Origin of the sequence: Mycolicibacterium sp. ND9-15 (assembly GCF_035918395.1) — a bacterium.
Taxonomy (GTDB): Bacteria; Actinomycetota; Actinomycetes; order Mycobacteriales; family Mycobacteriaceae; genus Mycobacterium.
The window spans coordinates 3369910-3393771 of sequence record NZ_CP142362.1 but is presented as its reverse complement, the minus strand read 5'-3'; the positions used below and the strand labels follow the sequence as shown (position 1 = coordinate 3393771).

Genomic DNA, 23862 nt, shown 5'->3' with positions numbered 1-23862 from the left:
GCCTTCGGGTTGTCGGTGGGTGCGTTTAGTGTCGAAGCATGTTCGATGACACCTCGGATGCGGAGTTGATCACCTTTATGGGTGAGGAGGCTCGCGAGGAGTCTGCGGCGATGGGGCGCAGGCTGGCGCTGGTCGCTGAACTGTACGCCCGGCGGGCTAGGGAGTATGAGGAGGCGAAGTTCTTCTTCACCGACGTTCCCGTCGCCGTGGCGGCAGAGATATCACCGGTACAGAACATCAGTCATGCCCGGGCACTGGGTCAGGTTCGGGTGGCAAAGGTGTTGCGCGAGCGGCTTCCCCGGGTGGCGGAGGTGTTTCGACGCGGGTGGATCGATTACCGGGTAGTGGCGACCATCATGTCTCGCACCGAGAATGTCGAACCCGACGTCATGGCCGAACTCGACCAGGCTTTGGCCGCCAAGGCTGAAAAGTGGATGAAGCTCTCGGGCCCCAAACTCGTCGACCGCATCGACATGTTCGTGACGCGATTCGACCCCGAAGCAGTGCGGGTTCCCAAACGAGTCGAGAACAACCGCCATATCGATGTCGATCCGGGCGCTCCGGGTATGGCGTGGCTTTCGGGTAATCTCCGTGCCACCGACGGTGCGGCGCTTGATAACCGGCTTGATGCTCTAGCTGACACCGTATGCGAGAACGATCCGCGCACCAAAGGGCAGCGTCGTGCTGACGCATGTGGACCGCTGGCTCGCGGGGAGGCCACCCTGCCCTGCGAATGCGGGCTGGACGATTGCCCGGCGACTGCGGAGCGCGCGGCTGCGGAGACAGCGGTAATCCACGTGCTGGCCGAACTGGGTACCCTCGATGGAACCAGTGACAAGCCCGGCTACTTGAAGGGTTTTGGAGTGCTGCCGGCCGAGTCGGTTCGGAATCTGGCCAAGGACGCGACAGCGAAACCGGTGAGGCTGCCGGGCACAGAAGCCAAGGCCGAAGCCGGCTACCGTCCCAGCGTGGCGTTGCGGGACTTTCTGCAGTGGCGGGACCTGACGTGCCGATGGCCCGGATGCGACAAACCGGTGGAGCGCTGCGACGTCGACCACACGACGCCGTGGCCGCTAGGGAAGACACATCCGTCCAACGCCAAGCATTACTGCCGTACGCACCATTTGGTCAAGACTTTCTTCTGTGGAGTCGGCGGCTGGACCGATCGGCAATTGCCCGACGGCACAATCGAGTTGATCGCTCCGACCGGACACCTGTGGCGAAGCGAGCCTCATGGCGCAGGCATGTTCCCGGCGCTCGGGCAGTCGACGGGTGAGCTCGAGATCCCAGCCGATATCGCACCCGACAAAGGTGCTGACCGGTCCGTGATGATGCCTCGCCGTAAACAGACCCGGGAAGACGACCTTCGCGACCGGATCAAGGCCGAACGCCGTCAGCGCGCCGAACTGATCGCTGAAGAAGAACGCCAACGCCAAGCCTGGCTCGCCGCCAACTACGAACCCCCACCCTTCTGACCACGGGAGTTGACTCCGTCTCGTGTTCGTCACAGCGACTGATCGATTGCGTTATCGATGTCGCGCCTCACGGCATCCGGGTTGACCCGCGGTAAATTCTTGCGGCGACGCACGAGTTCAACCGGGCTGACGCTGGGGCGACGCAGTGGGCGGAGTTCGGCTACCGGTGTACCGTCACGTGTTACCACGACAGATTCGCCATGTTCTACGCGCCGCAGCAATTCCTCCCCGCCGTCGAGCAAATCCCGAACCGTCACTGTGGCCATAACACCAAGCGTATTACCGATGAGACCCGACGGGCGTCGCGCCGGTGGCAGACCCGCGATTTCTGCGTGAGGGTCGCGCTCGCTGCAATTCCACAGTTCTGGTGTAGATCTCGGCGAAAGATTAGATACCCCAGGTGTGTAGCGGGTCAAGCGGCGGCGGCTTGTCTGTGTGCCCAGGCTTTGTGTTCGTCGTAGCGGGTGTGGTGGCGTAGGCAGCCGTGGAGGATGCCGACGAGGCGGTTTCCGAGTGCGCGTAGTGCTTGGTGGTGGGTGTCGCCGTTGGCGCGGTGTTCGTCGTAGTAGGCACGAGCGCCGACGCTTCGGGTCAGCGTGCAAAACGCCCATTGATCGACTGCGTCGTAGAGGCGTTTGTTGCGGATGTGGCGGGCCAGCACGGCACGTTTTCGACCCGACGCGATGGTCAACGGTGATGTTCCCGCGTAGTTCTTGCGACACTTGGCCGTGGTGAACCGGTTCGGGTCGTCCCCGAACTCACCGAGCACCCGGGCGCCGAGCACAACACCAAGTCCTGGCAGGGAGCGGTAGATGTCGGCGTCCGGGTGCGTCTCAAAATGGTCGGCCAGCGCGGTTTCGAGGTCGGTGATCTGAGTGTTCAGCGCGGCAATGACGTGCACCGCCGCGGTCGTGGTGGCCCCGAACGCGGCTGTGACCGCGGGCGGTGCAGTGAGATGCTCACGGCGCAGCACGGCTTGTATCTCGGTGGCGCGTGACTCGATGTTGCGTTGCCGTCCAGAAGCTTTGAGTGCCGATCCGATCTTGGCCACGCTCAGTCGAGCGCCCTGGTCAGGTGTTGGAGCACGTCCCAGGATGGCCAGTGCGTCGCTGTCGGTGAGCGAATCGAAGGCCTCCAGCGCAGCGGGGTAGTACTCCCGCAGCCCGCTGCGCAGCATGTTGGCATGCCGGGTGCGTGCCCAGATCAAGCTTTGATGAGAACGGGCCAGCACCTTGATCGCCTCAGCCTGCGGGCTGTCGCCGGCGATCAGTCGGTGATTGTGCCGGTCAGTGCGGACCAGATCGGCCAACAGCTTGGCATCAGCGGCATCGGACTTCGCCCCCGACACGTGATGCCGATCGCGGTAGCGGGCGGCCGCCATCGGGTTGATCGCCCACACCTGATAGCCGGCCGCGGCCAACGCCGAGACCCACAGGCCCCGATCGGTTTCGATGCCGACCAGCACCTGGTTTGGCTCCTCGGCGTGCGCGGCGATCAGCTCATGCAGGGCCCGGATACCGGCCAGGCCCTCGGGTAATCGCCGGGCCGCCAAGTGTTGGCCTGTCTCGTCCATCAGATACACGTCGTGATGGTCTTCGGCCCAGTCGTCGCCGACGAAGATCATCAGTGTCCACCTCCTGCGCTCGTCGTTGATTCAGATGTGAGCCCGAGGACACTCGGCGGCGACCTAATGGATCAGTGCTCACGCACGGCACGACACCCCATCAGCGCTATAAGCGACCTCACCGAACCGGTCGGGGCACGATCTAGTCATAGGAGTCGAACAGCACTCCAGGCGAACGCAGTGCTCACCGACCAGCGGCTCGATAATCAGCGTCGCCGCACCGAATCACTATTCATTCGAGGCTCGCCGATCGACTCCCATTAGGCGAACACGGTCTTGAAGCGCTCGAGCGACTCCTGGATATCGCTCCTGAGCGCGCCGGCGACCAGCATGCCGATGGGACCGAACAGCGCGGGCCCGCCGAGATGGACGTCGAACGTCACCGTCGACCCGGCAGGTTCTACCTCAGACGGTTTCACCTTGCCGATCAACTTCACCTTGACGCCGCCCTTGCCGTCGCCGTTGAGCGTCATCGCGTCCGGCGGCCGGTAGTGCACGATGGTCCACCTGATCCGGTTCGGCATGCCTTTGACCTCGACGATGGACTCGAGCGTGGTGCCCTTCTCCAGCGTCTCGGGCGGCTTCGACCGCCACACCCGGTGTATGCTCAGCCATTCCTTGTAGCGCGGCAGGTCCGACGCGCACGCCCAAGCCTGCTCCGGCGGCAACGGAACGTCGACGGAAACGGAGAGCTTGGCCATCTGACTACTGAGGGTTATGCGGATTGCTCTTGTCGACGTACTTCTTTGCCGCGTCCTGCACCTTGTCGACGTGTTGGGTGTACTTACCCTGGGTCTTCTGGTCGACGATGTCACCGGCCTTATCGATGGCGGTGTCCACCTTGTCGGCGTTGCGGGCCAGCAGATTCTTCACCTTGTCGAGGAACGCCATGGACCCACCCTACTCGGCCCGCCACAGGCGTCGACGCTCTCCCAGGACCATTCCCTGCACCCACCAGATCACCTCGATCGCGGCCGCGGCCACCACCCCGATCACCAGCGCGATCGACGTCGTCTTGACGTTGGAGATGTCCAGCATGAACAACTCCTGCGCCAGCGGAATGGAGAAGATCACGACGTAGGCCAGGCCCGAGACCGCGACCAGCCCCACGCGCCACCACTGGTAGGGCCGCGCCACCACGGCGAGCACCCAGATCGCGGCGACCAGCAGGGTGATCAGCGCCGCGGTCGACGCCTGCGTCTGCTCCTCCGGCGCCGCCTCTCGCCCCTGATAGGCGGCCAGGTAGGTGGTGAACGTCGCGATGCCGATCACCATCCCCGACGGCAGGGCCGCCGTCATCACGCGGCGCACGAACCCGCGATGCGCTCGCTCGTTGTTCGGCGCCAGCGACAAGATGAACGCCGGGATACCAATCGTGAACCACGCCGCGATCGTGACGTGGATCGGCTGGAACGGGAACAGCAGCGGGTCGGTGCCGAAGAATCTGGATGCCAGGCCCGCTAGGCCCACCAGGACCGCCAGCAGCACCGAGTACACGGTCTTGGTCAGGAAAAGGTTCGAGACGCGTTCGATGTTGCCGATCACCCTGCGGCCCTCGCCGACGACGTACGGCAGCGTCGCAAACTTGTTGTCCAGCAGCACGATCTGCGCCACCGCCCGCGTAGCCGAGCTACCCGAGCCCATCGCGACACCGATGTCGGCGTCCTTCAGCGCAAGCACGTCGTTGACCCCGTCGCCGGTCATCGCGACCGTGTGCCCGCGCGACTGCAGGGCGTGGACCATGGCCCGCTTCTGGTCGGGGCGGACCCGGCCGAACGTGGTGTGCGACTCGAGCTCATCGGCCAGCTCGTCGGTGGACTCCGGCAGGTTCCTGGCGTCCATGCACTCACCGTGCAGCCCCAGCGAACCGGCCACCGCCCCCACCGAAACGGCGTTGTCACCGGAGATGACCTTGATCGACACCCGCTGTGAGGCAAAGTAATCGAGGGTGTCACGAGCATCCGGGCGGATCCGCTGCTCGAGCACGACCAGCGCGGCGGGTGTGACGCGACCGGGTGCGTCGGGGTGGTCGACGGGCAGGTCGCTGGCCCCGAGCAGCAGTACCCGTAGCCCGCGCGCGCCGATCTGCTCGGCCTGGTCCGCTGTGGGGGAGCCCCGCTCGAGCAGCACGTCGGGCGCACCGATGACCCAGTTGCCGTGCTCGCCGTACGAGGCACCGCTCCATTTGGTGGCCGACTTGAACGGCGCGATGGCCGCGGCCGACCAGTCGGGAGCCATCTTGTAGGCCTCGGCGATGGCCTGCATGCTCGCGTTCGGTCGGGCGTCGTCGGCGGCGAGCTGCGCCAGTATGTTCCCGACGTCGGACTCGTCCAGCTTCTCGAGACCCGAAACGCGCATCCCGTTTTCGGTCAGGGTGCCGGTCTTGTCGGCGCAAACCACGTCGACGCGGGCCAGGCCTTCGATGGCGGGAAGTTCGTTGACCAGACACTGCCTGCGGCCCAACCGAATCACGCCCACCGCGAACGCGATCGACGTCATCAGCACCAGCCCTTCGGGCACCATCGGAACCAGTGCCCCAACCATAGCCAGGACCGAACGCCGCCAGCCGGCCTCCGTGGTGAACAACTGGGTGTAGATGGTCAGCAGCCCGGCCGGAATCAACAGGTACGTGATGAACTGCAGAATCTTGTTGATACCGCTGCGAAGTTCGGAGTCCACCAGGGTGAACTTGCTGGCCTCTTCGGCGAGCTTGGCGGCGTACGCCTCGCGGCCGACCTTGGTGGCGCGGTAGGCGCCGGTGCCGGCGACCACGAAGCTGCCCGACATCACTTGGTCGCCAGGGTCTTTCGCGATCGGGTCGGCTTCCCCGGTGAGCAGCGACTCGTCGACTTCGAGGTTGGCCTCTTCGACCACCGCACCGTCGACCACGATCTGGTCGCCGGGCCCGAGTTCGATGATGTCGTCGAGCACGACGTCGCTGGGGCTCACGGCTTTCGTGCCGGACTGCCTGCGCACCAACGGTTTCGCCTGCCCGACGATCGCGAGCTTGTCCAGTGTCCGCTTGGCGCGCAACTCCTGGATGATGCCGATCCCGCTGTTGGCGATGATCAGCAGTCCGAACGCCCCGTTGATCACCGATCCGGTGGACAACACGATGACCAGCAGGACGCCGAGAATCGCGTTGATGCGGGTGAAGACGTTGGACCGGACGATCTCGGATACGCTGCGCGCCGCCCGCGTCGGTACGTCGTTGGTCTTGCCTTCGGCGATGCGTTGCGCGACCTCGGCGTCGGTCAGCCCGACGGCCTGAACTTCGGGTGCGGTGGTCACTTGACGAACGTCCCCTTCTTGAACGTGTCGTAGTACTCGAGGGTGAGCTTGTTGCCGTCGACTGAATCGAACACTGCGGTGGATACCGTTCCCGGAGGGGCGTTCTCGTTGACGAACTCGAACGTGAAAGTGTTGCCTGACCAATGGGTGAGCGGCACGTCGAGCTTGGAGCCCAGCGCCAGCCGGAGCCGGCCGCCACGTTCGGTGACCCGGGCGGGTCCCCAGTAGTCGTTGCCATAGGTACCGACGTACGACGCCAACGGCGCCGGCGGCGCGGCATTGGCCGGCGGCTGCTTGCCGACCAAGGACCCGACGGGCTTGTCCATCTTGGCGAAGACCCCGCTGTAGAGGCCGTACCAGTCCTCGCGCACCTCGCCGAACTGCACGAGATCGGCGAACTCGGCGGTCAACGCCTCGGGCACCCCCGAGGGCGTGGCGTTGGTGAGCGCGACGATCGCCACGTCGGCCGACGGCAGGATCACGAAGTTCGTTCCGGCGCCGAGTTGGAACGCGCCCGAGTGGCTGATCTCCATGCGGGCCGCCGACGAAGCCGAGACGTTGAAGCCGAATCCGTAGAAGCCGGACCGCATCGCGGGTTCCGTCGCCGGACTCGACACGATCTGCGGCGTGAGCGCGGGCAGCAGCGCCTTCGGGTCGACGATCGACCTACCGTCATGTGTGCCGTCGGCCAGCACCATGGCCAGCCAGCGTGTCATGTCGTTGACCGACGAACTCGCTCCGCCCGCGGGCGCTTCCGCGTCGGCGTCGCGCACATAGGAGGGTTCGTAGCGCCCGTCGACGTGGATATGGCCGACGGCGCGGTTCGTCGCGGCCTCGTAGTCGGTGAACCGGTAGCTCGTCGCGTCCATGGCGAGCGGGTCGAACAGCACCTCGTCGGCGAGCACCTCCCACGGTTTGCCCGCGTTGACCGCGACCGCCTCGGCTCCGGCGGTGAAGCCGAAGTTCGTGTATGCGTAGGAGATTCGGAACGGGTCCAGGGGAAGCTGGCGGAGCCGGTCGAGCACCTGCCTGCGGTCGTAGCCGAGGTCTTCGAGCATGTCACCGGCGTGGTCGGGCAGCCCGGAACGGTGCGACATCATGTCGCCGACGCTCACCATCCGGGTGGTGAACGGGTCGGACAGCGCGAACCACGGCAGCTCGGACACGATCGGGGTGTCCCACTGCACCGCGTTCACCCCGACCTGGTGTGCGACGACCGTCGCCGCCAGCGATTTCGACACCGACGCGAGCTGGAAGACGGTATCGGGGTCGACCTTCTCTCGGGTCTTGACGTCGCGCACGCCGAAGCCTTTGGCGTACACGGTCTTTCCAGCATGGACGACGGCCACCGCCATCCCGGGGATGCCCGACTTCTTCATGAGGTCCTGGGCGATGCCGTCGAGTTTCGCCACCGCGTTGTCGACCGCGTTCTGGGGCAGCGGCATCGCGGGCACCAGCGGTGGCGGAGCGTCGGGCTGCGCGGTGGGCGAGGCGGGCGGAGCGGGTTCGGGTGGCTCCGCTCCGCAACCCGCGACGAGCAGCAGTCCCGCGACGGCCACCCTCGCCAGTGCGTTCATGACCTGAACCGTAACCGCCGAACGGGCGGTTGTTGCACGCGAACCGCGAGTGGCCGGCCCCAGGAGCTAGAACCGCCACCATGGATCCAGCGGCGGCGCCGCGTCCGTCGCCACCCGCTGACCCGGCTTGGGCACCGCAAGCTGCACCTTCTCCGCGTCGGCGGCCCGCAACAGCCGCTCCACCGGTTCCGCCCACGGGTGTGGGGCGAGCCGAAAGGTGGCCCAGTGGATCGGCACCAGAAGTCCCCGGTCCGCCTCGGCGACGTCGAGGTGCGCGCGCACCGCCTCCTCGGGGTTCATGTGGATGTCGGGCCAGGCGGGATGGTAGGCGCCGACGGGCAGCAGCGTCAGGTCGAACGGTCCGTGATCCATCCCGATCTGGGCGAAGCTCTTGGTGTACCCGGTGTCGCCGCCGAAGAAGGCGCGGTGCCGGGGCCCGATGATCACCCAGGACGCCCACAGCGTGGTGTTGCGGGAGAACGCGCGACCGGAGAAGTGCCGCGCCGGGGTGCATATCAAGGTGAGCTCACCGATCGTGTGGCCCTCGAACCAGTCGAGCTCGACGATGCGGCTCTCCGGGATCCCCCACTTGCGCAGGTGGGCGCCGATGCCGAGCGGGACGACGAACGGTGCGCGCTGGGTCCGCGCGAGGCCGGCGATCGTCTCCATGTCGAGGTGGTCGTAGTGGTCGTGGCTGATCACGATGGCATCGACGGCGGCCAGCGACTCGAGCGGTGCGGGCACCTCGTGCATGCGCTCGGGGCCGACGGTCGCCGACGGCGAGCACCGGCGGCTCCACACGGGGTCGGCCAGCACGCGGTAGCCGTCGAGTTCGACGAGCGCCGACGAGTGGCCGAACCAGCATGCCGACAACCGCGTCGAGGCGGGTTCGGTGGAAGACGGTGTGACGACGGGGATCGTTCCGCCCGGCCTGGCGGCGTTGCGGGATCCGATCAACTCGCGCACCAGCAGTCGCTGTTGCTCCTGGTCGATGCTCAGCATCGATGCCGGTTCGATGTTGACGAACACGCCCTCGCGGTAGTTCGACGAGCGCCGTGCCACGGGTTCGATCTCCGCGGGCCCGGCGCCCAGCGCCGCCGGCGCGCCGTGCAGGGCGCGCACCAGCCAGCCACCGGCCAGCAGCGAGGCCGTGCCGAAGCCGAGACGCAGGGCTGCCCGGATCATCAGGCGCCCTGGAACCTCGGTGGGCGTTTCTCGATGCGCGCGACCTGTGCCTCGATGACGTCCTGGCTGGCCCACGCCTTGTCGAACAACTCCTGGTGCTCGGGCCAGGCGTCCTCGTAGGCGCCGTCGTCGTTGAGCACTCGCTTGGCGTGCTGCAGCGCCAGCGGCGCGAACCCGGCGATCTCAGCGGCCCACGCCTGGGCGTCGGCGAGTGTGCCGATGCGGTTGGCCATCCCGGTCTGCAGCGCGACGTCGGCGGTGAGGCGCTCCGCGGCCAGCAGCATGCCCCGCGCCCGGCCCGCCCCCACCAGCGAGGTCAGCCGCCGGATGCTCCAGTTGTCAAGCGCCAAGCCGTATTTCGCCACGGGGAACTGGAAGTAGGCGTCGGGTGCGACGACGCGCAGGTCGCAGATCATGGAGAGGATGACACCCGCCCCGATCGCGGGACCGTTGATCGCGCCGATGACCGGCACCGGCGCTCTGTCGATCGCGAAGTTCAGTTCCTTAGCCTTGTCGGGCAGTTGCTCGGCCACTCCTGAGGGGTCCGACAGGTCGGCGCCCGCGCTGAAGACGTGGCCCGCGCCGGTGAGCACGATCGCGCGGACATCCTCGGCGGCGGCCTTCTCGACCGCCTCGCGCAAACCGTCGACCAACTCGACGTTCAGGGCATTGCGGCGCTCGGCGCGCTGCATCTCCAGGGTCATCACGTGGCCGTCGCGGGTGACACCAATCATGTGCGCAAGCCTAGCGAGCCTCGTTTGGACGCACGCGCCCATAGCTACGCTGCCACCGCTCTCGAAACCGACGCAATGGTCGATTCGACGGCCGGATACCAGCCAGAACGTCGGTCTCGGGCGCCTAATCGACCGAAGCGTGCCGTACCGGCCCGGGTTAACCTCACCGGGTGAGCCGGATCGGGGCGGTACAGCTGCGCGAGGCGGTGCTCGACGCCGGCTCGTACGTCAGCTGGGACGCCACGCCCCTCGATGTCACCGCCGACGCGTCCTACCGCCGGGAGCTGGCGACCGCGGCGGCCGCCAGCGGCGTGGACGAGTCGGTGCTGACCGGTGAGGGGACGGTGTTCGGCCGCCGCGTCGCGCTGGTGGCCTGCGAGTTCGACTTCCTGGCCGGCTCCATCGGGGTCGCGGCGGCCGAGCGGATCACGGCCGCGGTGCAGCGGGCGACCGCCGAGCGGCTGCCGCTGTTGGCGTCGCCGAGTTCGGGCGGCACCCGGATGCAGGAGGGCACGGTCGCGTTCCTGCAGATGGTCAAGATCGCCGCGGCCGTCGAGCTGCACAAGCGCGCACATCTGCCGTACCTGGTGTATCTGCGGCACCCCACGACGGGCGGGGTGTTCGCGTCCTGGGGATCGCTGGGGCACGTGACGGGGGCCGAACCGGGCGCGCTGGTCGGTTTCCTCGGGCCGCGGGTGTACGAGCACCTCTACGGAGAGCCGTTTGCGGAGGGGATCCAGACCGCCGAGAACCTGCACCGGCACGGCGTGATCGACGGCGTCGTCCCGCTCGATGCGGTGCGCGCGACGCTGGACCGCTCGTTGAAGGTGCTCGCGGACCAGCCGGATCCGCCGCCTCCCCCGCCCGAACTCGCGCCGCTACCCGACGTGCCTGCGTGGGACTCGGTGACGGCGTCGCGGCGGCCGGACCGGCCGGGCGTCGGGTATCTGCTGCGGCACGGCACGACCGAGCGGGTGCTGCTGTCGGGAACGGGACAGGGTGAGGCGGCGACGACGCTCCTCGCGCTGGCCAGGTTCGGCGGTCAACCGGCGGTGGTGCTCGGCCAGCAACGCCTGGTCGGCGGCATGGTCGGGCCGGCTGCGCTACGGGAAGCGCGGCGAGGGATGGCGTTGGCCGAGGGCCTGCGACTGCCGCTGGTGCTCGTCATCGACACGGCCGGACCGGCGCTGACCGTCGAGGCCGAACAGGGTGGGCTGGCGAGCGAGATCGCGCGCTGCCTGGCCGAACTGGTCACCTTGGACACGCCGACGGTGTCGGTGCTGCTGGGCCAGGGCAGCGGCGGGCCGGCGTTGGCGATGGTGCCCGCCGACCGGGTGCTGGCCGCGCTGCACGGCTGGCTGGCTCCGCTGCCGCCGGAGGGTGCGAGCGCGATCGTGTTCCGAGACCTCGACCATGCCGCGGAATTGGCTGCGGCCCAGGGCATTCGATCGACGGACCTGCTACGCGACGGTATCGTCGACGTCGTCGTGCCCGAACACCCGGACGCCGCGGACGAACCGATGCAGTTCACGCAGCGGTTGTCGGCCGTCGTCGCAAACGAACTGCACTTGCTGCGTTCGGTTCCCGGCGATGACCGGCTGGCGGCGCGGCTCGCGCGGTACCGGCGGATCGGTCTGTGAAGCGGGCTCAGCCGCCCAGCTCGGAGACCGCGGTGTCGAGTTGCGCTGCCTGTTCGTCGATTTCGCGGTCGGACGGTGTCTCGCCGATGCGCTGCACCAGGTCGTCGCGGGATACCACCTCGAGCGCGCCGCGGTAGTCGGGCGATGCGAGCCGGCCCGCGCCGATCACTTCGACGCGACCCTCGATGACCACCAGTACGGCGTTTTTCTCCTCGGACTGCAGCAGTCCGCGCACATCCGCGGGCGAGATCATGATCGGTTCCGGTCCTCACTCATGCCTTAGCTATGCCCACAGACCGACAGGTCTATGCGACCGCCAGCGCGACGAGCATCCCGACGCAGGTGAGGAGGTCGAGCGGCAACCGCGCCAGCCTGCGCCGGGTCCAGTGCACCGCCGCGGTCTCGTCGACCACCGCCGGGTCCGACCTCTCGAACGCCACCGCCTTGGGCACGGAGTCGGCCAGTGACCACACCCGCATCACCGCATGGCTGACCAGCGCCACCAGCAGCGCGGCCCATCTGTGTCGCTCCAGCAGGCGACGAGTGCCACGATGAGCAGCACCTCGAAGGCGGTGTGCGCCGGGATCCAGAACCGGCGTCGGGAGATTCCGCCGCGGTGCGCCTGGATGATCCCGGGCCGTTTGGGCCAGGCCGGGTCGACGACGACGGTTTCGTAGAGTCCGCCTCCGAACAGCACGCAGGCCATCAGCGTGGTGGCGGCGATCAGGATGAGCGTCGGAGTCCACATCACCCGCCGATTATCACGGTGCGTCGAGATAGCGCTGCACCGTCGGCCTGGCGCGCAGGCTGAGCGGTCTGGTCTACCGCTGATCTCGCGCCGTCGGTCCGTGACAAAATCCGGGGATGGCCTCGATCAATCCGTTCCGCATCGCTGTTGCCGACGATGACCTCGACGACCTGCGCTCACGACTGGCCCGCACGCGGTGGCCGGAAGCCGAGTGCGTCGACGACTGGAGCCAGGGCATCCCGCTGGCCTATACCCGCGAACTGGCCGCCTACTGGGAAGCCGGCTACGACTGGCGGTCCCGCGAACAAGCGCTGAACCGGTTCGACCACTACACCACCGAGATCGACGGCCTCGACATCCATTTCATCCATCAGCGCTCGCCGCACGCCGACGCCTTCCCGTTGGTGATCACGCACGGCTGGCCCGGGTCGATCGTCGAGTTCCACAAGGTCATCGAGCCGCTCACCGAGCACGGGTTCGACGTGGTGTGCCCGTCGCTGCCCGGCTACGGGTTCTCGGGGAAGCCCACGCGCACCGGCTGGGGCGTCGAGCGGATCGCGGCGGCGTGGGACACGCTGATGGACCGGCTCGGCTACGACCGCTACGGCGCACAGGGCGGCGACTGGGGTGCGGCGGTCACCACTCAGATCGGGCGCAACGGCGGTCACCGGAGCCGCTCCGGCGGCGACATCAGCCACTGCACGGGGATCCACCTGAACATGCCGCTGGCCTTCCCGCCGGGTGACCTCGAGAATCCCACCGACGAGGAGAAGCGGGCGCTCGAACGCGGCAAGTACTACCAGCAATGGGAATCGGGCTACATGAAAGAACAGTCCACCCGCCCGCAGACGATCGGCTACGGGCTGGTCGACTCGCCCGTCGGCCAGTTGGCGTGGATCGTCGAGAAGTTCTGGTCATGGATGGACTGTGACGGCCATCCGGAGAACGTGCTGACCCGCGACGAACTGCTCGACAACGTGATGCTGTACTGGCTGACCGCCTCGGGCGCGTCGTCGGCGCGGCTGTACTGGGAGAGCTTCAACAACTTCGGCAAGTTCGACCGGGTCGAGACGCCGACCGGTATCGCCTCGTTTCCCAAGGAGATCATGCAGGCGCCTCGCAGCTGGTGCGAGGCCGGCTACAACGTCACCCACTGGACGGCGATGCCGCGCGGCGGCCACTTCGCGGCCTTCGAGCAGCCGGAGCTCTTCGTCGACGACGTTCGCGCGTTCTTCGATACCGTGCGCTAGATGGGCAGGACTCTGCAGGCCGACTACCTCGTCGTGGGCGCCGGCGCTATGGGGCTGGCGTTCACCGACACGTTGGTCCACGAGTCGGATGCGACGGTCGTGATGGTGGACCGCAACGACCAGCCCGGCGGGCACTGGACGACGGCGTACCCGTTCGTGCGGCTGCACCAGCCGTCGGCCTACTACGGGGTGAACTCGCGCCACCTGGGCACCGACGCCGTCGACGAATCCGGGCTCAACGCCGGCTATTACGAGCTGGCCAGCGGCGCCGAGGTGTGCGGTTACTTCGATGCGGTGATGCGCCGGGATCTGCTGCCGACGGGCCGGGTGACGTACCTGCCGATGAGCGAATATTTCGGCGACGGGCGCGTGCGCACGTTCGGCGGTGAGGACATCGAGGTGGCGGCGCGCCGGGTGGTGAACAGCCACGTCGAGGTCATCGTGCCGTCGATGCAACCGCCGCTGTACGCGGTGGCACCTGGCGTCGACCTCGTGCCCCCGAACGGTTTGCCCCGGATGCGGGCTCCGCGCGACCGGTATGTGGTGGTCGGCGCGGGCAAGACCGCGATGGATTCGTGTTTGTGGCTGCTGCAGCATGGGATCGGCCCCGAGCGGTTGACGTGGATCAAGCCCCGCGAGTCGTGGGTGCTCGACCGCGCGGCGATTCAGCCAGGTCGGCAGTTCGCGCAGGTGGTTTTGCGGGATTTCTCGAACCAGATGGCCGCGGTGCAGGAGGCCGATTCGCTGCCGGATCTGTTCGGCCGGCTGGAGGCCAAGGGGTGTCTGCAGCGCGTCGACCGCTCCGTCGAGCCGACGATGTACCGGTGCGCGATCCTGTCGCAGGCGGAGCTGGCCGAGTTGCGGCGCATCACCGACGTGGTGCGGATGGGGCGGGTCCAGTCGGTCGAGCCGGGACGCATCACGCTCGACGACGGGGTACGCGACATCGAGGGCTCGGCGCTCTACATCGACTGCACCGCAGACGGTTTGGGCAAGAAGCCGGTGACGACGGTGTTCGACGGCAAGCACATCTCCCTGCAGACCGTACGCACCTGCCAGCCCACGTTCAGCGCCGCAGTCATCGCCCACGTCGAAGCGACATATCCGGATGACGACACCCGCAATGCCTACTGCGAGCCGGTGCCCTATCCGCACGACCCGATCGACTGGTTGCGAATGATGTACTCGTTCAACAAGAACCAGCTGCAGTGGTTCTCCGACCCGGACATGTTGGCGTGGGTGGACGGCGCGCGCCTCAACGCCCTGCACCATGTCACGTCGGGCGCCAGCGCGCGGGCCCGCGATCGAATCATCTCGATGCTCGGCAAGCAGTTGCCGCTGGTCAACCAGAAGCTGGAAGCCCTGCTGGCGCAGGCGTAGGTTTCGGCCGTTGACTCTGCGCGTAGGGTGCATTTCAATGCGGTAACTGGACCGTGGGCGCAGAGTCGACGCATCGGGGCGGGCCTGGCCAATGTAACGCCAGGGTTGCGACGGGCGACTAAGGTCAATGAAATCAGCGTTTCAGTTGCAATCTCGTGAGGAGAGAGTCCACACATGATCAAACTCCCGCTGGACAAGATGGCTGTCGGGTTCGGAGGGCTGGCATTGGCGTTGACCGCCGGGACGGGAATCGCGTCGGCACAGCCCAATCTCGATTCTGCCGTGAACACAAGCTGCAGCTACGGCCAGTTGCAGGCGGCAGCGAACGCGGCCGACCCCTCGCTTGCGGCGAGGCTCAACGAGCCGATGTTGGCGTCGGGAGTGAAACAGTTCCTCGCCGCACCGCGGAATCAACGCCAGCTGATGGCCGAGCAGATCGTGAGCATGCCGGCGAATCAGCCGTACCTGGGCCTTTACCAACTGATTTTCGACACCTGCCAGAACTTCTGAGCCCGGGTAGCGGCCGTGCGTAGCAGGTGACACCTGGCGGCCGGAAACGGGGACCCCGAACGCTCGTCGACGGCGTCACCGCTGCGCGCGGGCTGGGCGTGTCCCCGACGCCGCTCTCCGACCAGATCAGCCCCCTCCTGCGTCGCTGGTAGCGTGCGTCGGGCGGACTGGTAAGGAGGATGTGTGAAGGCGCTTCTGAGACCGATTCTGGTCGGGCTCATCGAGCCTGTCGTATTCGGTCTGATCACGTTCCTGGTGGCAGGCACGTTCGACTACTGGCAGGCGTGGTTGTTCCTGGCGGTGTTCGCCTTTTCGGCGTGCATATCCGGCGTGTATCTGCTGCGCACCCATCCTGATGCGCTCAAGCGGCGGATGCGCGCGGGGCCGACAGCCGAAACACGAACCAGACAAAAGGCTTTCATTGCCGGCTGGTACCTGTCGCTGGTGTCAGCGTTCGTGATCAGCGCCCTAGACCACCGCTTCGGTTGGTCGCAGGTACCCACCGCGATCTGCTTGATCGGAAATGTCCTGTTCGCGCTCGCACTCGCGATGGTGACGCTGGTGGTGATCCAGAACAGTTATGCCGCAGCAGTCGTGCGGGTCGAGGAGGGCCAGAAGCTCGTCTCCACCGGGCTGTATGGGCTGGTGCGTCACCCCATGTACACCGGCAATGTGATCTTGATACTGGGCATTCCTCTTGCTCTCGGCAGCTATTGGGGGCTACTCGTCCTCGTGCCCGCCGTGTTCGTGCTCGCCCTGCGCATCCGCGACGAGGAGAAGTTGCTTCAGGATGAGCTGGACGGCTACCGCGAGTACACCCAGGAAGTTCCCCACCGCCTGGTGCCCGGCGTGTGGTGACAGCGTCGCAGAGGGCTCGTTCCCGCGAGACATCGCAGTTCTCCACATAAAGAAAGCCGCAGGGGCGTAGCGGTCCCGGGAACTGCCGCCTGGGTGGTCGCAGCATCACCGTCAAGTGACGGCCGACAGTCCCGTCAGGTGAGTTCGATTCTGCCCTCCGGCGACAGTGCGACGGTCAGTATTTCGTTCTCTGCGACAGCGGACGCCAGGCGAGCACTACCGACGCCGAGGACTCCGGACCGCGGGCGATCGGGCCCGTTGCGCGGGTCCCACCGGACTTCGATGTCGAGTCCCCGAAGCACTATCTGTACGACTCCCTTCGTATCGGGCAGCACAGGTTTGGTGTCCGCTGGAATTCGAACCCTTCCCGCCGCGAGGTCGGCTCCAGTGATCGGTTGAGTAGTCAGCTCAGGTCCGCTGTGGTCGCGGCGTCGCGCAACTTCCAGTCCAAGGTCGGCAGCGCGAGAAGCCAGCCTCTCGTCGAAGGTGGCGACGGCGGCGCCGTGATGTTCTGCGGTATAGAGCACGCAGCAGTCCGGCATCTTGAGGCCGGTGCTTGCTCGCATTTCGCCGAGGCGGCGAGCGGCTGCGGCCGGCAAATCTAGCGGTTCGACCCTCACTCGTTCCAGGAGTCGAGCGAGCCGTTCAGCATGACCCGCGCGCGCCGCACCGACGTAGACCTCTGCGAGGGTGACGACGCTCGACCCGAACGGCTCCGCGGCGTAGTACAGCAGCAATTCGGTGGCGTCGGCATGGTGCGGATCGGCCGACTCGAAATGCCCGATCAATACGCTCGCGTCGAGCACGATCATTCGGGCCAGTCCTCGCGTAAGTCCTCAAGGTAGCCGGCTCGGAACACTCCGCTCAGGGCACCGCCGGTGTCGACGACAGCGCGCCGACGCTCATCGAATTCCTCAGTGCTGTTGTATACGAGGGTGTTTCGACCTTCGAGGATGAGGCGACGCAGCAGCGCACCAGGTTTGTCGGCAAGCTCGGGCCAGGTGCGGCGTGCCACCGCCAAGGCGTCGCTGATTTCCTCGGTTTCAGTGACGGCGTGGCGCGGGTGGCTCGTGGGCATAAGCAAGTGTAACACCACAGCCATAAGTGTGACACCAAGGAATGCGCTCGCTACGGGGAGACTGGTGAGGGCCGTCAGTAACCTTCTCTGAAGCTGATAATGGCCCTAGCTCGCCCGATGGCGGAAAGTAGCTCACTTTCGAGAATCCCGACGCGGGGCGCTTCGAAGTGTTCAGCGATGTTGTCTTTACCTGACTTTTGTCACTGTTGGCGGTCGGCCAGCTCTGTAGGTCTGTGGCCTGCTTGTTTCTTGTCTTCCTGGTGCGGATTTGTGCACTAGCCGGTGGCCCGTAGGGTGCCTTGGTGGCCTATGTGCGCACCGTGAAGACGTCCTCGGGCGCGACCGCGGTGCAGATCGTGTGGTCCTCGCGTAAGGGGTTGCGCCAGATCGAGCATCGGGTCGGCGCATGACGAGGCCGAGGCAGCGGCACTGAAGGCCGCGGCTGCGCAGCGACTGGCTGCCGGCCAGGCCCAGCTTGATCTGGGTCTGGCCCAACGCTCGGCGGCCGAGCCGTTGCCGATCACGTCCACGAAGTCCGCGCTGCTATGGGATGCGTTGTGCGCCGCCTACGCCCATGTGGGATTCGACAAGGCCGCCGCTGGTGATGAGGCGTTTCGTCAGTTGGTGTTGGCGCGAATCATCGAGCCGACCAGCAAGGCCGATTCACTGCGCGTCATCGACGAGACCGGCGTGGCGCCAGTGTCGTATCGACGCTCAACCGGCGCCTTCCGGTGTTCGCCAAACCCGAATTCCGACAAGCACTTTAGCTGCGTGCGCGGCGCACGCCCGGTTGGGGCCAGCCAGCCTGGTGCTCTATGACGTGAGCACGTTGTACTTCGAGACCGATGCCGGCGACGGGCTCCGCGAACCGGGTTCTCCAATTATCCCGAGGTCGTGGTTATGCCGAGCCTGGGGCAGTCGTGGTGGTGTTCGTGCAGTTCGGCGGAGGTTTCGAGGCTGGCTCGCGCGGCATAATCGTGGTCGCTCGTGTTGGGGGTCAGAGGCGTTCGAGGAAGTTGATGAGATCGTCGGCGGGCCGGTAACGGCCGGGGGTGGTGTTTGGTCCGCTGACGCGGCTGAGGGCCCGTTCTTTGATGGTCATGTCGGCATGCAGATAGATGTGGGTTGTAACCGGGCTTTCGTGGCCGAGCCACAGGGCGATCACGGACGTGTCGATGCCGGCGTGCAGCAGCGCCATCGCCGCGGTGTGGCGCAGCGTGTGCGGAGTGACGCGCTTGACCGCTATCGATGTGCATGTATTCGCAGCTGCGGCCGCGTGTTTGGCGACCAGGCGTTGAACCGCGTCTGCTGACATCGGTGTCTTGCGTTGGGTCGGAAAGGCGGGACTGCTGGCAGCAGCGCCGGCCTCTGGCAGCCAAGCGCGGAGGGTGGCAGCGGTGGGTTTGGTCAGCGGTGTGCTGCGTTCCTTTCTGCCTTTTCCTGTGGTGTGCAGGGCGGCTCCCGGTGTCGTGGTGGTGATGTCACCGACGCTCAGCGTGGTGATCTCCGAGACCCGAAGACCGGTCGTGACGGCAGTGAGCAGCAGCGCGTGGTCACGTCGGCCGTACCAGGTGGTTCGGTCCGGCGCGGCCAGGAGGGCATCGGTCTCGGTGCTGGTCAGATACGACACGGTCACCTGGTCATGGCGGCGTTGCGGGATCGCCAAGATCTGGCTGGCCGTGTGAGCGCGTTCTGGCATCAGCGGCAGCGCATAGCGGTAGAACGAATGGATCGCGGCCAGTCGTGCGTTGCGGGTTGCGGTGCTGTTGCGCCGTTCGGCGTCAAGGTAGTTCAGGAAGGCTCCGATCATCGCGGCGTCGAGATCATCGAGTGCCAGCTGCGCCGGGGATCTCTTGGTCTGGTCGGCGGCGAAGGTCAGCAGGAGCTTGAAGGTGTCCCGGTAGGCCGCAATTGTCTTCGGGCTGGCCCGCAGGTGCCGCATCAGCCGGTCGGTGAAGAACCCTTGCAGCAGCGAACTCAGCGTCGGGGTGGTCATGGCGTCGCCTTCGCGGCAGAGGCTTCGGCGGCGTTGTCGAGGCGGTCGGCGGCAAGGGTGAGCAGTTCGGGCACTGCCTGCAGATACCAGTAGGTCGAGGCGGGATCGACGTGGCCGAGCCAGGTTGACAGCAGTGGCAGTCGCGCTTGAACGTCTTGGCCGTCGCGGTACCAGTCGATCATCGTGGTCACGGCGAAGGTGTGGCGCAGATCGTGCAGACGGACCGGCCGGCGTCCCGGCGCGGTGGCTAATCCGGTGGCCGCGACGATCTTACGGAATGTGACATTGAGCCGGTCAGGACATATCGGTCCGCGCCGGGTGTTGAGGAAAACCGTTGCGCTGCTGTGGGCGCCGGCCCCGACCCATGCTTGGCGGGACTGCAGGTAGTTGGCGAGCACGGTGGCGGTGCTCGGGTGGATGAACACGAGCCGGGACTTGCCGAACTTCGTCTCCAGCACCTGAATCACTCCGCCGGCCAGATTGATGTCGTTGACGGCCAGCCGACACGCTTCGCCCGGGCGTAGCCCGGTGGCGGACAGCAGCCCGATCAATGTTCGCCACGTCAGCGCCTTGAACGCTGGCTCCAGAACGCTCGTCGCGTCCAGCAGCGCACAGATATCGTCCTGGCTGAGCATATTTGGCTGCTTCGACCGGTAGCGCCGAGGCCGGTGCTCTTCGGCTGGGATCTGCGTGAGCGGATCCAACGCATGCTGGTATCGGGCGAAGATCCGCACCGCGTCGAGTCGGCGGGCTATGAGGGTGTCGCTGACCGGAACCTTGATAGAGGTTGTGGCCCATTGGATTGCGAGGTCGTTCTGGACCCGGGTGGCTCCACGTTCCTCGCAGAACGCGACGAAGCTCAGCAGGAGCTTGCTCAGGCCTTCGAGTTTGAATCCCAGCGCCCGGCGGGTGGCGAGGTAGTCAATGACGTTCTCGCGCAAAGTCTTCATGACCGTGCCCCCGGCCACGGGCGCGCCATGCCTGGACCGGCATCGGAATCTGTCGTCGCGGTGATCGTCGGCCAGGGCCGGGCCAAGGGCCGCAATGCGACGTCATCGACCTTGGCGTAGATAGCGGTGGAGCGCACACTGCGGTGGCGCAGCACCTGACTCACTTCCGGCAGTGAGGCCCCAGAGCGCAGCATCTGCGTCGCCAGCGTGTGACGGAAACGGTGTGCGTTTATGCGCTCCAGCCCAGCGTCTCGGCACGCCGCGGCCACCAGGTGAGCGATCACTGCGGTCGATATCGGACGCCCTGCGGGCTTGACGGTGGTAAACACTGATCGCGTCGCGCATGCTGGTCTGCCGTCGACTAGCCATGCCGCGATCGCCTCGCCGGGTTCTGATGGCAGCGGCAACCGCTCCACGTGGCTACCTTTGCCCACGATGGTGAGTTCTCCTGCTCGCCAATCGATATCGTCGAGGCCAAGAGCGGCGATTTCGCCTCTGCGGAGCCCGAGTCGGGCCAACAACAGCAAGATCGCGTAATCGCGCCGATCGGTAGCAGTCCCGCAGTGACGTGACGCGACACCCAGGAGATGCTGAAGATCTGCAGCCGGTACTGCCTTGGGAAGCGACGCCAAATGCCAGCCCGCCGGAACTGGAACCGCCCCCGACAGGTCGGCCGATGTGCGGCCGGTGGCGTGGGCGAATCGCAGGAAGGAACGCACCGACCGCGCCATTGACTTCGCCGAATTCGTATTGCGGTCGCTGCAGAACTCGACCATGAACGCAGTGACAATGCCGGCATCCAGAAGGCTCACCGAGACCTCGGCGGGCTGGGTCAACGTTGTCCTGAGGAACTGCGCAACCGACTTGCTGTAGTTGCTAACCGTCACTGGCGCCAAACCCCGCTGACGATCCAGCCACCGTTCGTACTCGACGAGCACGTCACCGATCCACGCCAGACGATCACCGGCATCGGTACTGCGTGTGGGACTCATGGATTCCTCCTCCTGATAGGCAAAGCAATGCACCATCAGAAAGACACACCATGTCTTCGCGCAGGGCGATTATGCCGCGCGAGCCAGCCTCGAAACCTCCGCCGAACTGCACGAACACCACCACGACTGCCCCAGGCTCGGCATAACCACGACCTCGGGATAATTGGAGTTATGCCGACGTCGGCATAACTCCAAGGAACGACGGCTGGATCCACAGATCACCCTCGGATTGCTCACCGACGCGGCCGGCCTGCCACTGTCGGTTGCGGCGTTCGCCGGTAATCGGGCCGAGACCGCCACGATGCTGCCGGTGATCAACGCGTTCAAGGCCGCCCACCAGCTCACCGATGTGACCGTCGTCGCCGACGCGGGCATGATCTCCGAGGCCAACCAGGTCGCGTTGCAGGCCGCCGGGCTGACCGACATTCTCGGCGCGAGGATCCCGTTCCTTCCCGATGTGGTTCGTGAGTGGCGTGACAAACATCCCGACGAGGCGATACCCGACGGACTGGTGCTGACCCAGCCCTGGCCGGCGAGTTCCTCGGAGAAGGTCCGCGGTATCCCGGATCGGGTGATCCACTACCAGTACCGACACGACCGGGCGCGGCGCACGCTGCGCGGCATCGATGAACAGGTCGCCAAGGCCCAGCGTGCTGTCGAGGGGCACGCCGCGGTCAAGCGGAACCGATTCATCAAGCTGACCGGCGCCACCAAGACTGTGAACCGCGAGCTCGAGGCCAAAAGCCGAGCACTGGCCGGATGGAAGGGCTACACCACCAACCTCACGGACCAATCCGCGGAGTTCGTCATCGATGCCTACCACCAGCTCTGGCACGTCGAGAAAGCCTTCCGGATGTCCAAGCACGACCTACAGGCCCGCCCGATCTACCACCACCTGCGCGAATCAATCGACGCCCATCTGAGCATCGTCGTCGCCGCAATGGCCGTCAGCCACTACATCGAGCACCAAACCAGCTGGAGCATCAAGAAATTCGTCCGCACTGCGCGGCGCCACCGCATCGTCACCATCCAGGCCGGCAACCAGACCCTCACCGCCGCCGAACCCCCCACCACCCGACCAGGCCGAAATCCTGACCAAGATCCCGAACCTACATGCGCACTAGTTTGATAGAAGTCGGGAACCGGGTGGGCTAATACGAAAGCCGCTTTGCACGAGCTGATCGCGAACACGCTGGCCGAGTTCGAGCTGACCGGTCATATCTACTTGGCGTGTTCCCCCTGATTGAGACCGGGAGGTTTTAGAGTCCTGTGGCCCGATGTCGGGCCGGAAGGGACGATGAAACACATGGCTGGTCGGAAGCGGAATTCCGCGGAGGACATCGTGCGCAAGTTGCGCCGTGCAGATGAGCTGGCTGCTGAAGGCAAGACCGGCGAGGAGATCGCCGCCGAACTGCAGGTCTCGCCGGCGACGCTGTACAACTGGCGGCGTACCTACGGCGGGATGGACATCGACGGCGCCAAGGAGCTCAAAGAACTGCGCGAGCAGAACACCCGCCTCAAGCGGCTGCTGGCCGAAGCCGAACTCGAGAAGGACGCGCTGCGGGAGGTCGCCAAGGGAAAATTCTGAGCCCGGCCGCCAAGCGCCGCGCCGTGGACATGCTCAAGGACACGTTGAGCATGTCGGAACGGTTGGCGTGCAAAGCCGTCGGGCTGGCCCGCTCCACCTACCGCCGGCTGCCACTGGCGCAGACACCCGCTGATCCTGATGCCGACATGCGGGCCTGGCTGTGCGTCTACGCGACCAAACACCCGTGCCACGGGTTCCGGCGTGCCTGGGCGGCGCTGCGCTACGACGAGCGCCGTGAGGTCAACAAGAAGAAGATCCACCGCCTGTGGCGCGAGGAGGGCCTGCAGGTGAAGGTGGTCTCCCCGCGCAAGCGGGCCGGGGTCTCGACGATCCCGCCCGTCGTCGCCGATGCACCGAAGGTGGTGTGGGCGATCGACTTCCAGTTCGACTCCACCGTCGACGGCAAGGCCATCAAGATCGCCTCGATGATCGACGAGCACACCCGTGAATCGCTGCTGAACATGGTTGATCGCTCCATCACCGGCGAGGCCCTCGTCGAGGAGCTCACAAAGGTCTTCGCTGCGGCTGGCGGGCCACCGAAGGTGCTGCGCCTCGACAACGGGCCCGAGATGGTTTCTCAAGCGCTGCAACGCTTTTGCAATGGCAAGGCTGGAATGTCCTACATCCCGCCGGGCTGTCCATGGGACAACGGGTACATCGAATCATTCAACAACCGTCTACGGAAGGAGTGCCTCAACCGCAAACCACTGGAACACCCTGTTCGAGGCCCGCGTGGTCATCGGGGACTTCAAGGCCGAACACAACACCCGACACCGGCACTCGGCTCTGGGCTACCGCACGCCAGCCGAGTGCGCTGCGGCATGCAGGTGCACCCACACCCCGGTGGCCTGCGAGATCAACTGAACCTGGATCACACAAACCCGATTCTAGAACCGGGTGGACTCAGTAACGGGGACTCGCCATACTGACCGGGAATCTGTGGCGATCCCGCGTCGCCGAAACTTAGCTTGCGGCGAAGAGTTCAT

General features: G+C 66.1%; 20 protein-coding genes and 4 pseudogenes. 9 read left to right on the top strand and 15 right to left on the bottom strand.

Annotated elements, in window-relative coordinates; translation table 11 throughout:
- Positions 1-38: 38 nt before the first annotated feature.
- A complete protein-coding gene (locus QGN32_RS16105; RefSeq protein WP_326545329.1) occupies positions 39-1475 on the top strand; it encodes an HNH endonuclease signature motif containing protein in 1437 nt (478 codons plus the stop codon).
- A 29-nt stretch (positions 1476-1504) separates the two neighbouring features.
- On the opposite strand, the gene QGN32_RS16100 is transcribed toward QGN32_RS16105, so the two are convergent.
- The 8 genes from QGN32_RS16100 to QGN32_RS16065 form a co-directional block, all read right to left on the bottom strand.
- Entirely contained in the window at positions 1505-1741 is a 237-nt protein-coding gene (locus QGN32_RS16100) for a type II toxin-antitoxin system Phd/YefM family antitoxin (protein ID WP_326545328.1), read from the bottom strand.
- A gap of 146 nt (positions 1742-1887) precedes the next feature.
- Positions 1888-3099 (bottom strand): IS110 family RNA-guided transposase, encoded by a 1212-nt coding sequence (locus QGN32_RS16095; RefSeq protein WP_326545327.1) that lies wholly within the window; start codon positions 3097-3099, stop codon positions 1888-1890.
- 260 nt (positions 3100-3359) lie between these two features.
- Positions 3360-3800: a type II toxin-antitoxin system Rv0910 family toxin gene (locus tag QGN32_RS16090; protein WP_326545326.1), complete on the bottom strand. Its 441-nt coding sequence runs from the start codon at positions 3798-3800 to the stop codon at positions 3360-3362.
- A gap of 4 nt (positions 3801-3804) precedes the next feature.
- A complete protein-coding gene (locus tag QGN32_RS16085; protein ID WP_326545325.1) occupies positions 3805-3990 on the bottom strand; it encodes an antitoxin in 186 nt (61 codons plus the stop codon).
- 9 nt (positions 3991-3999) lie between these two features.
- Positions 4000-6390 (bottom strand): cation-translocating P-type ATPase, encoded by a 2391-nt coding sequence (locus tag QGN32_RS16080; RefSeq protein ID WP_326545324.1) that lies wholly within the window; start codon positions 6388-6390, stop codon positions 4000-4002.
- Positions 6387-7967 carry a serine hydrolase gene (locus QGN32_RS16075; RefSeq protein ID WP_326545323.1) on the bottom strand — a complete coding sequence of 527 codons (1581 nt, stop codon included), beginning with the start codon at positions 7965-7967 and terminating at the stop codon, positions 6387-6389. Before QGN32_RS16075 ends, QGN32_RS16080 begins: the two co-directional genes overlap by 4 nt.
- A 66-nt stretch (positions 7968-8033) precedes the next feature.
- The gene (locus QGN32_RS16070; protein WP_326545322.1) at positions 8034-9152 is read right to left on the bottom strand and encodes an MBL fold metallo-hydrolase; all 1119 of its coding nucleotides are present in this window, start codon (positions 9150-9152) and stop codon (positions 8034-8036) included.
- Positions 9152-9886 carry an enoyl-CoA hydratase gene (locus tag QGN32_RS16065; protein ID WP_326545321.1) on the bottom strand — a complete coding sequence of 245 codons (735 nt, stop codon included), beginning with the start codon at positions 9884-9886 and terminating at the stop codon, positions 9152-9154. Before QGN32_RS16065 ends, QGN32_RS16070 begins: the two co-directional genes overlap by 1 nt.
- A 170-nt stretch (positions 9887-10056) precedes the next feature.
- Here QGN32_RS16065 and QGN32_RS16060 point away from each other — a divergent pair, with 170 nt between their 5' ends.
- The gene (locus QGN32_RS16060; protein WP_326545320.1) at positions 10057-11526 is read left to right on the top strand and encodes a carboxyl transferase domain-containing protein; all 1470 of its coding nucleotides are present in this window, start codon (positions 10057-10059) and stop codon (positions 11524-11526) included.
- Between the two features lie 7 nt (positions 11527-11533).
- On the opposite strand, the gene QGN32_RS16055 is transcribed toward QGN32_RS16060, so the two are convergent.
- Together QGN32_RS16055 and QGN32_RS16050 are read right to left on the bottom strand one after the other, a co-directional pair.
- Positions 11534-11779, bottom strand: coding sequence for a hypothetical protein (locus QGN32_RS16055; RefSeq protein WP_326545319.1), 246 nt, complete (start codon positions 11777-11779; stop codon positions 11534-11536).
- Between the two features lie 52 nt (positions 11780-11831).
- A pseudogene (locus tag QGN32_RS16050) lies at positions 11832-12274 on the bottom strand (hypothetical protein).
- 116 nt (positions 12275-12390) lie between these two features.
- Here QGN32_RS16050 and QGN32_RS16045 point away from each other — a divergent pair.
- The 4 genes from QGN32_RS16045 (at position 12391) to QGN32_RS16030 (ending at position 16272) form a co-directional block, all read left to right on the top strand.
- Positions 12391-13524, top strand: a complete 1134-nt coding sequence (locus QGN32_RS16045) for an alpha/beta fold hydrolase (protein ID WP_326545318.1) — start codon at positions 12391-12393, stop codon at positions 13522-13524.
- Entirely contained in the window at positions 13525-14904 is a 1380-nt protein-coding gene (locus QGN32_RS16040; protein WP_326545317.1) for an NAD(P)-binding protein, read from the top strand.
- Positions 14905-15078: 174 nt separating this feature from the next.
- Entirely contained in the window at positions 15079-15414 is a 336-nt protein-coding gene (locus QGN32_RS16035) for a hemophore-related protein (protein WP_442791716.1), read from the top strand.
- 183 nt (positions 15415-15597) lie between these two features.
- Positions 15598-16272 carry a methyltransferase family protein gene (locus QGN32_RS16030; RefSeq protein WP_326545316.1) on the top strand — a complete coding sequence of 225 codons (675 nt, stop codon included), beginning with the start codon at positions 15598-15600 and terminating at the stop codon, positions 16270-16272.
- Between the two features lie 134 nt (positions 16273-16406).
- Here the strand turns inward: QGN32_RS16030 and QGN32_RS16025 are convergent, their stop codons facing one another.
- Both QGN32_RS16025 and QGN32_RS16020 read right to left on the bottom strand, forming a co-directional pair.
- Positions 16407-17084 (bottom strand): type II toxin-antitoxin system VapC family toxin, encoded by a 678-nt coding sequence (locus tag QGN32_RS16025; protein ID WP_326545315.1) that lies wholly within the window; start codon positions 17082-17084, stop codon positions 16407-16409.
- Positions 17081-17350: a hypothetical protein gene (locus tag QGN32_RS16020; protein WP_326545314.1), complete on the bottom strand. Its 270-nt coding sequence runs from the start codon at positions 17348-17350 to the stop codon at positions 17081-17083. The genes QGN32_RS16025 and QGN32_RS16020 overlap by 4 nt, the downstream gene beginning before the upstream one ends.
- 302 nt (positions 17351-17652) lie before the next feature.
- On the opposite strand from QGN32_RS16020, the pseudogene QGN32_RS16015 reads away from it, so the two are divergent.
- Positions 17653-18224 (top strand): annotated as a pseudogene (locus tag QGN32_RS16015) (IS1634 family transposase); the annotation flags it as partial.
- 123 nt (positions 18225-18347) lie between these two features.
- Here the strand turns inward: QGN32_RS16015 and QGN32_RS16010 are convergent.
- From QGN32_RS16010 to QGN32_RS16000, 3 genes are read right to left on the bottom strand one after another with little or no spacing between them, the layout of a single operon-like run.
- Positions 18348-19346 (bottom strand): tyrosine-type recombinase/integrase, encoded by a 999-nt coding sequence (locus QGN32_RS16010; protein WP_326545285.1) that lies wholly within the window; start codon positions 19344-19346, stop codon positions 18348-18350.
- Positions 19343-20296 carry a tyrosine-type recombinase/integrase gene (locus tag QGN32_RS16005; RefSeq protein WP_326545284.1) on the bottom strand — a complete coding sequence of 318 codons (954 nt, stop codon included), beginning with the start codon at positions 20294-20296 and terminating at the stop codon, positions 19343-19345. Before QGN32_RS16005 ends, QGN32_RS16010 begins: the two co-directional genes overlap by 4 nt.
- Positions 20293-21288, bottom strand: coding sequence for a tyrosine-type recombinase/integrase (locus QGN32_RS16000; RefSeq protein ID WP_326545290.1), 996 nt, complete (start codon positions 21286-21288; stop codon positions 20293-20295). The genes QGN32_RS16005 and QGN32_RS16000 overlap by 4 nt, the downstream gene beginning before the upstream one ends.
- A gap of 190 nt (positions 21289-21478) precedes the next feature.
- Here QGN32_RS16000 and QGN32_RS15995 point away from each other — a divergent pair.
- A pseudogene (locus QGN32_RS15995) lies at positions 21479-22412 on the top strand (IS1634 family transposase); the annotation flags it as partial.
- 182 nt (positions 22413-22594) lie between these two features.
- Positions 22595-23740 (top strand): annotated as a pseudogene (locus QGN32_RS15990) (IS3 family transposase).
- Positions 23741-23862: the final 122 nt, after the last annotated feature.

What these genes read in the sequence shown, in the direction of transcription:
- QGN32_RS16105 (WP_326545329.1), top strand. Translation starts at nt 39, where the DNA reads ATGTTCGATGACACCTCGGATGCGGAGTTGATCACCTTTATGGGTGAG.
- QGN32_RS16100 (WP_326545328.1), bottom strand. Translation starts at nt 1,741, where the DNA reads ATGGCCACAGTGACGGTTCGGGATTTGCTCGACGGCGGGGAGGAATTG.
- QGN32_RS16095 (WP_326545327.1), bottom strand. Translation starts at nt 3,099, where the DNA reads ATGATCTTCGTCGGCGACGACTGGGCCGAAGACCATCACGACGTGTAT.
- QGN32_RS16090 (WP_326545326.1), bottom strand. Translation starts at nt 3,800, where the DNA reads ATGGCCAAGCTCTCCGTTTCCGTCGACGTTCCGTTGCCGCCGGAGCAG.
- QGN32_RS16085 (WP_326545325.1), bottom strand. Translation starts at nt 3,990, where the DNA reads ATGGCGTTCCTCGACAAGGTGAAGAATCTGCTGGCCCGCAACGCCGAC.
- QGN32_RS16075 (WP_326545323.1), bottom strand. Translation starts at nt 7,967, where the DNA reads ATGAACGCACTGGCGAGGGTGGCCGTCGCGGGACTGCTGCTCGTCGCG.
- QGN32_RS16070 (WP_326545322.1), bottom strand. Translation starts at nt 9,152, where the DNA reads ATGATCCGGGCAGCCCTGCGTCTCGGCTTCGGCACGGCCTCGCTGCTG.
- QGN32_RS16065 (WP_326545321.1), bottom strand. Translation starts at nt 9,886, where the DNA reads ATGATTGGTGTCACCCGCGACGGCCACGTGATGACCCTGGAGATGCAG.
- QGN32_RS16055 (WP_326545319.1), bottom strand. Translation starts at nt 11,779, where the DNA reads ATGATCTCGCCCGCGGATGTGCGCGGACTGCTGCAGTCCGAGGAGAAA.
- QGN32_RS16045 (WP_326545318.1), top strand. Translation starts at nt 12,391, where the DNA reads ATGGCCTCGATCAATCCGTTCCGCATCGCTGTTGCCGACGATGACCTC.
- QGN32_RS16040 (WP_326545317.1), top strand. Translation starts at nt 13,525, where the DNA reads ATGGGCAGGACTCTGCAGGCCGACTACCTCGTCGTGGGCGCCGGCGCT.
- QGN32_RS16035 (WP_442791716.1), top strand. Translation starts at nt 15,079, where the DNA reads ATGATCAAACTCCCGCTGGACAAGATGGCTGTCGGGTTCGGAGGGCTG.
- QGN32_RS16025 (WP_326545315.1), bottom strand. Translation starts at nt 17,084, where the DNA reads ATGATCGTGCTCGACGCGAGCGTATTGATCGGGCATTTCGAGTCGGCC.
- QGN32_RS16020 (WP_326545314.1), bottom strand. Translation starts at nt 17,350, where the DNA reads ATGCCCACGAGCCACCCGCGCCACGCCGTCACTGAAACCGAGGAAATC.
- QGN32_RS16010 (WP_326545285.1), bottom strand. Translation starts at nt 19,346, where the DNA reads ATGACCACCCCGACGCTGAGTTCGCTGCTGCAAGGGTTCTTCACCGAC.
- QGN32_RS16005 (WP_326545284.1), bottom strand. Translation starts at nt 20,296, where the DNA reads ATGAAGACTTTGCGCGAGAACGTCATTGACTACCTCGCCACCCGCCGG.
- QGN32_RS16000 (WP_326545290.1), bottom strand. Translation starts at nt 21,288, where the DNA reads ATGAGTCCCACACGCAGTACCGATGCCGGTGATCGTCTGGCGTGGATC.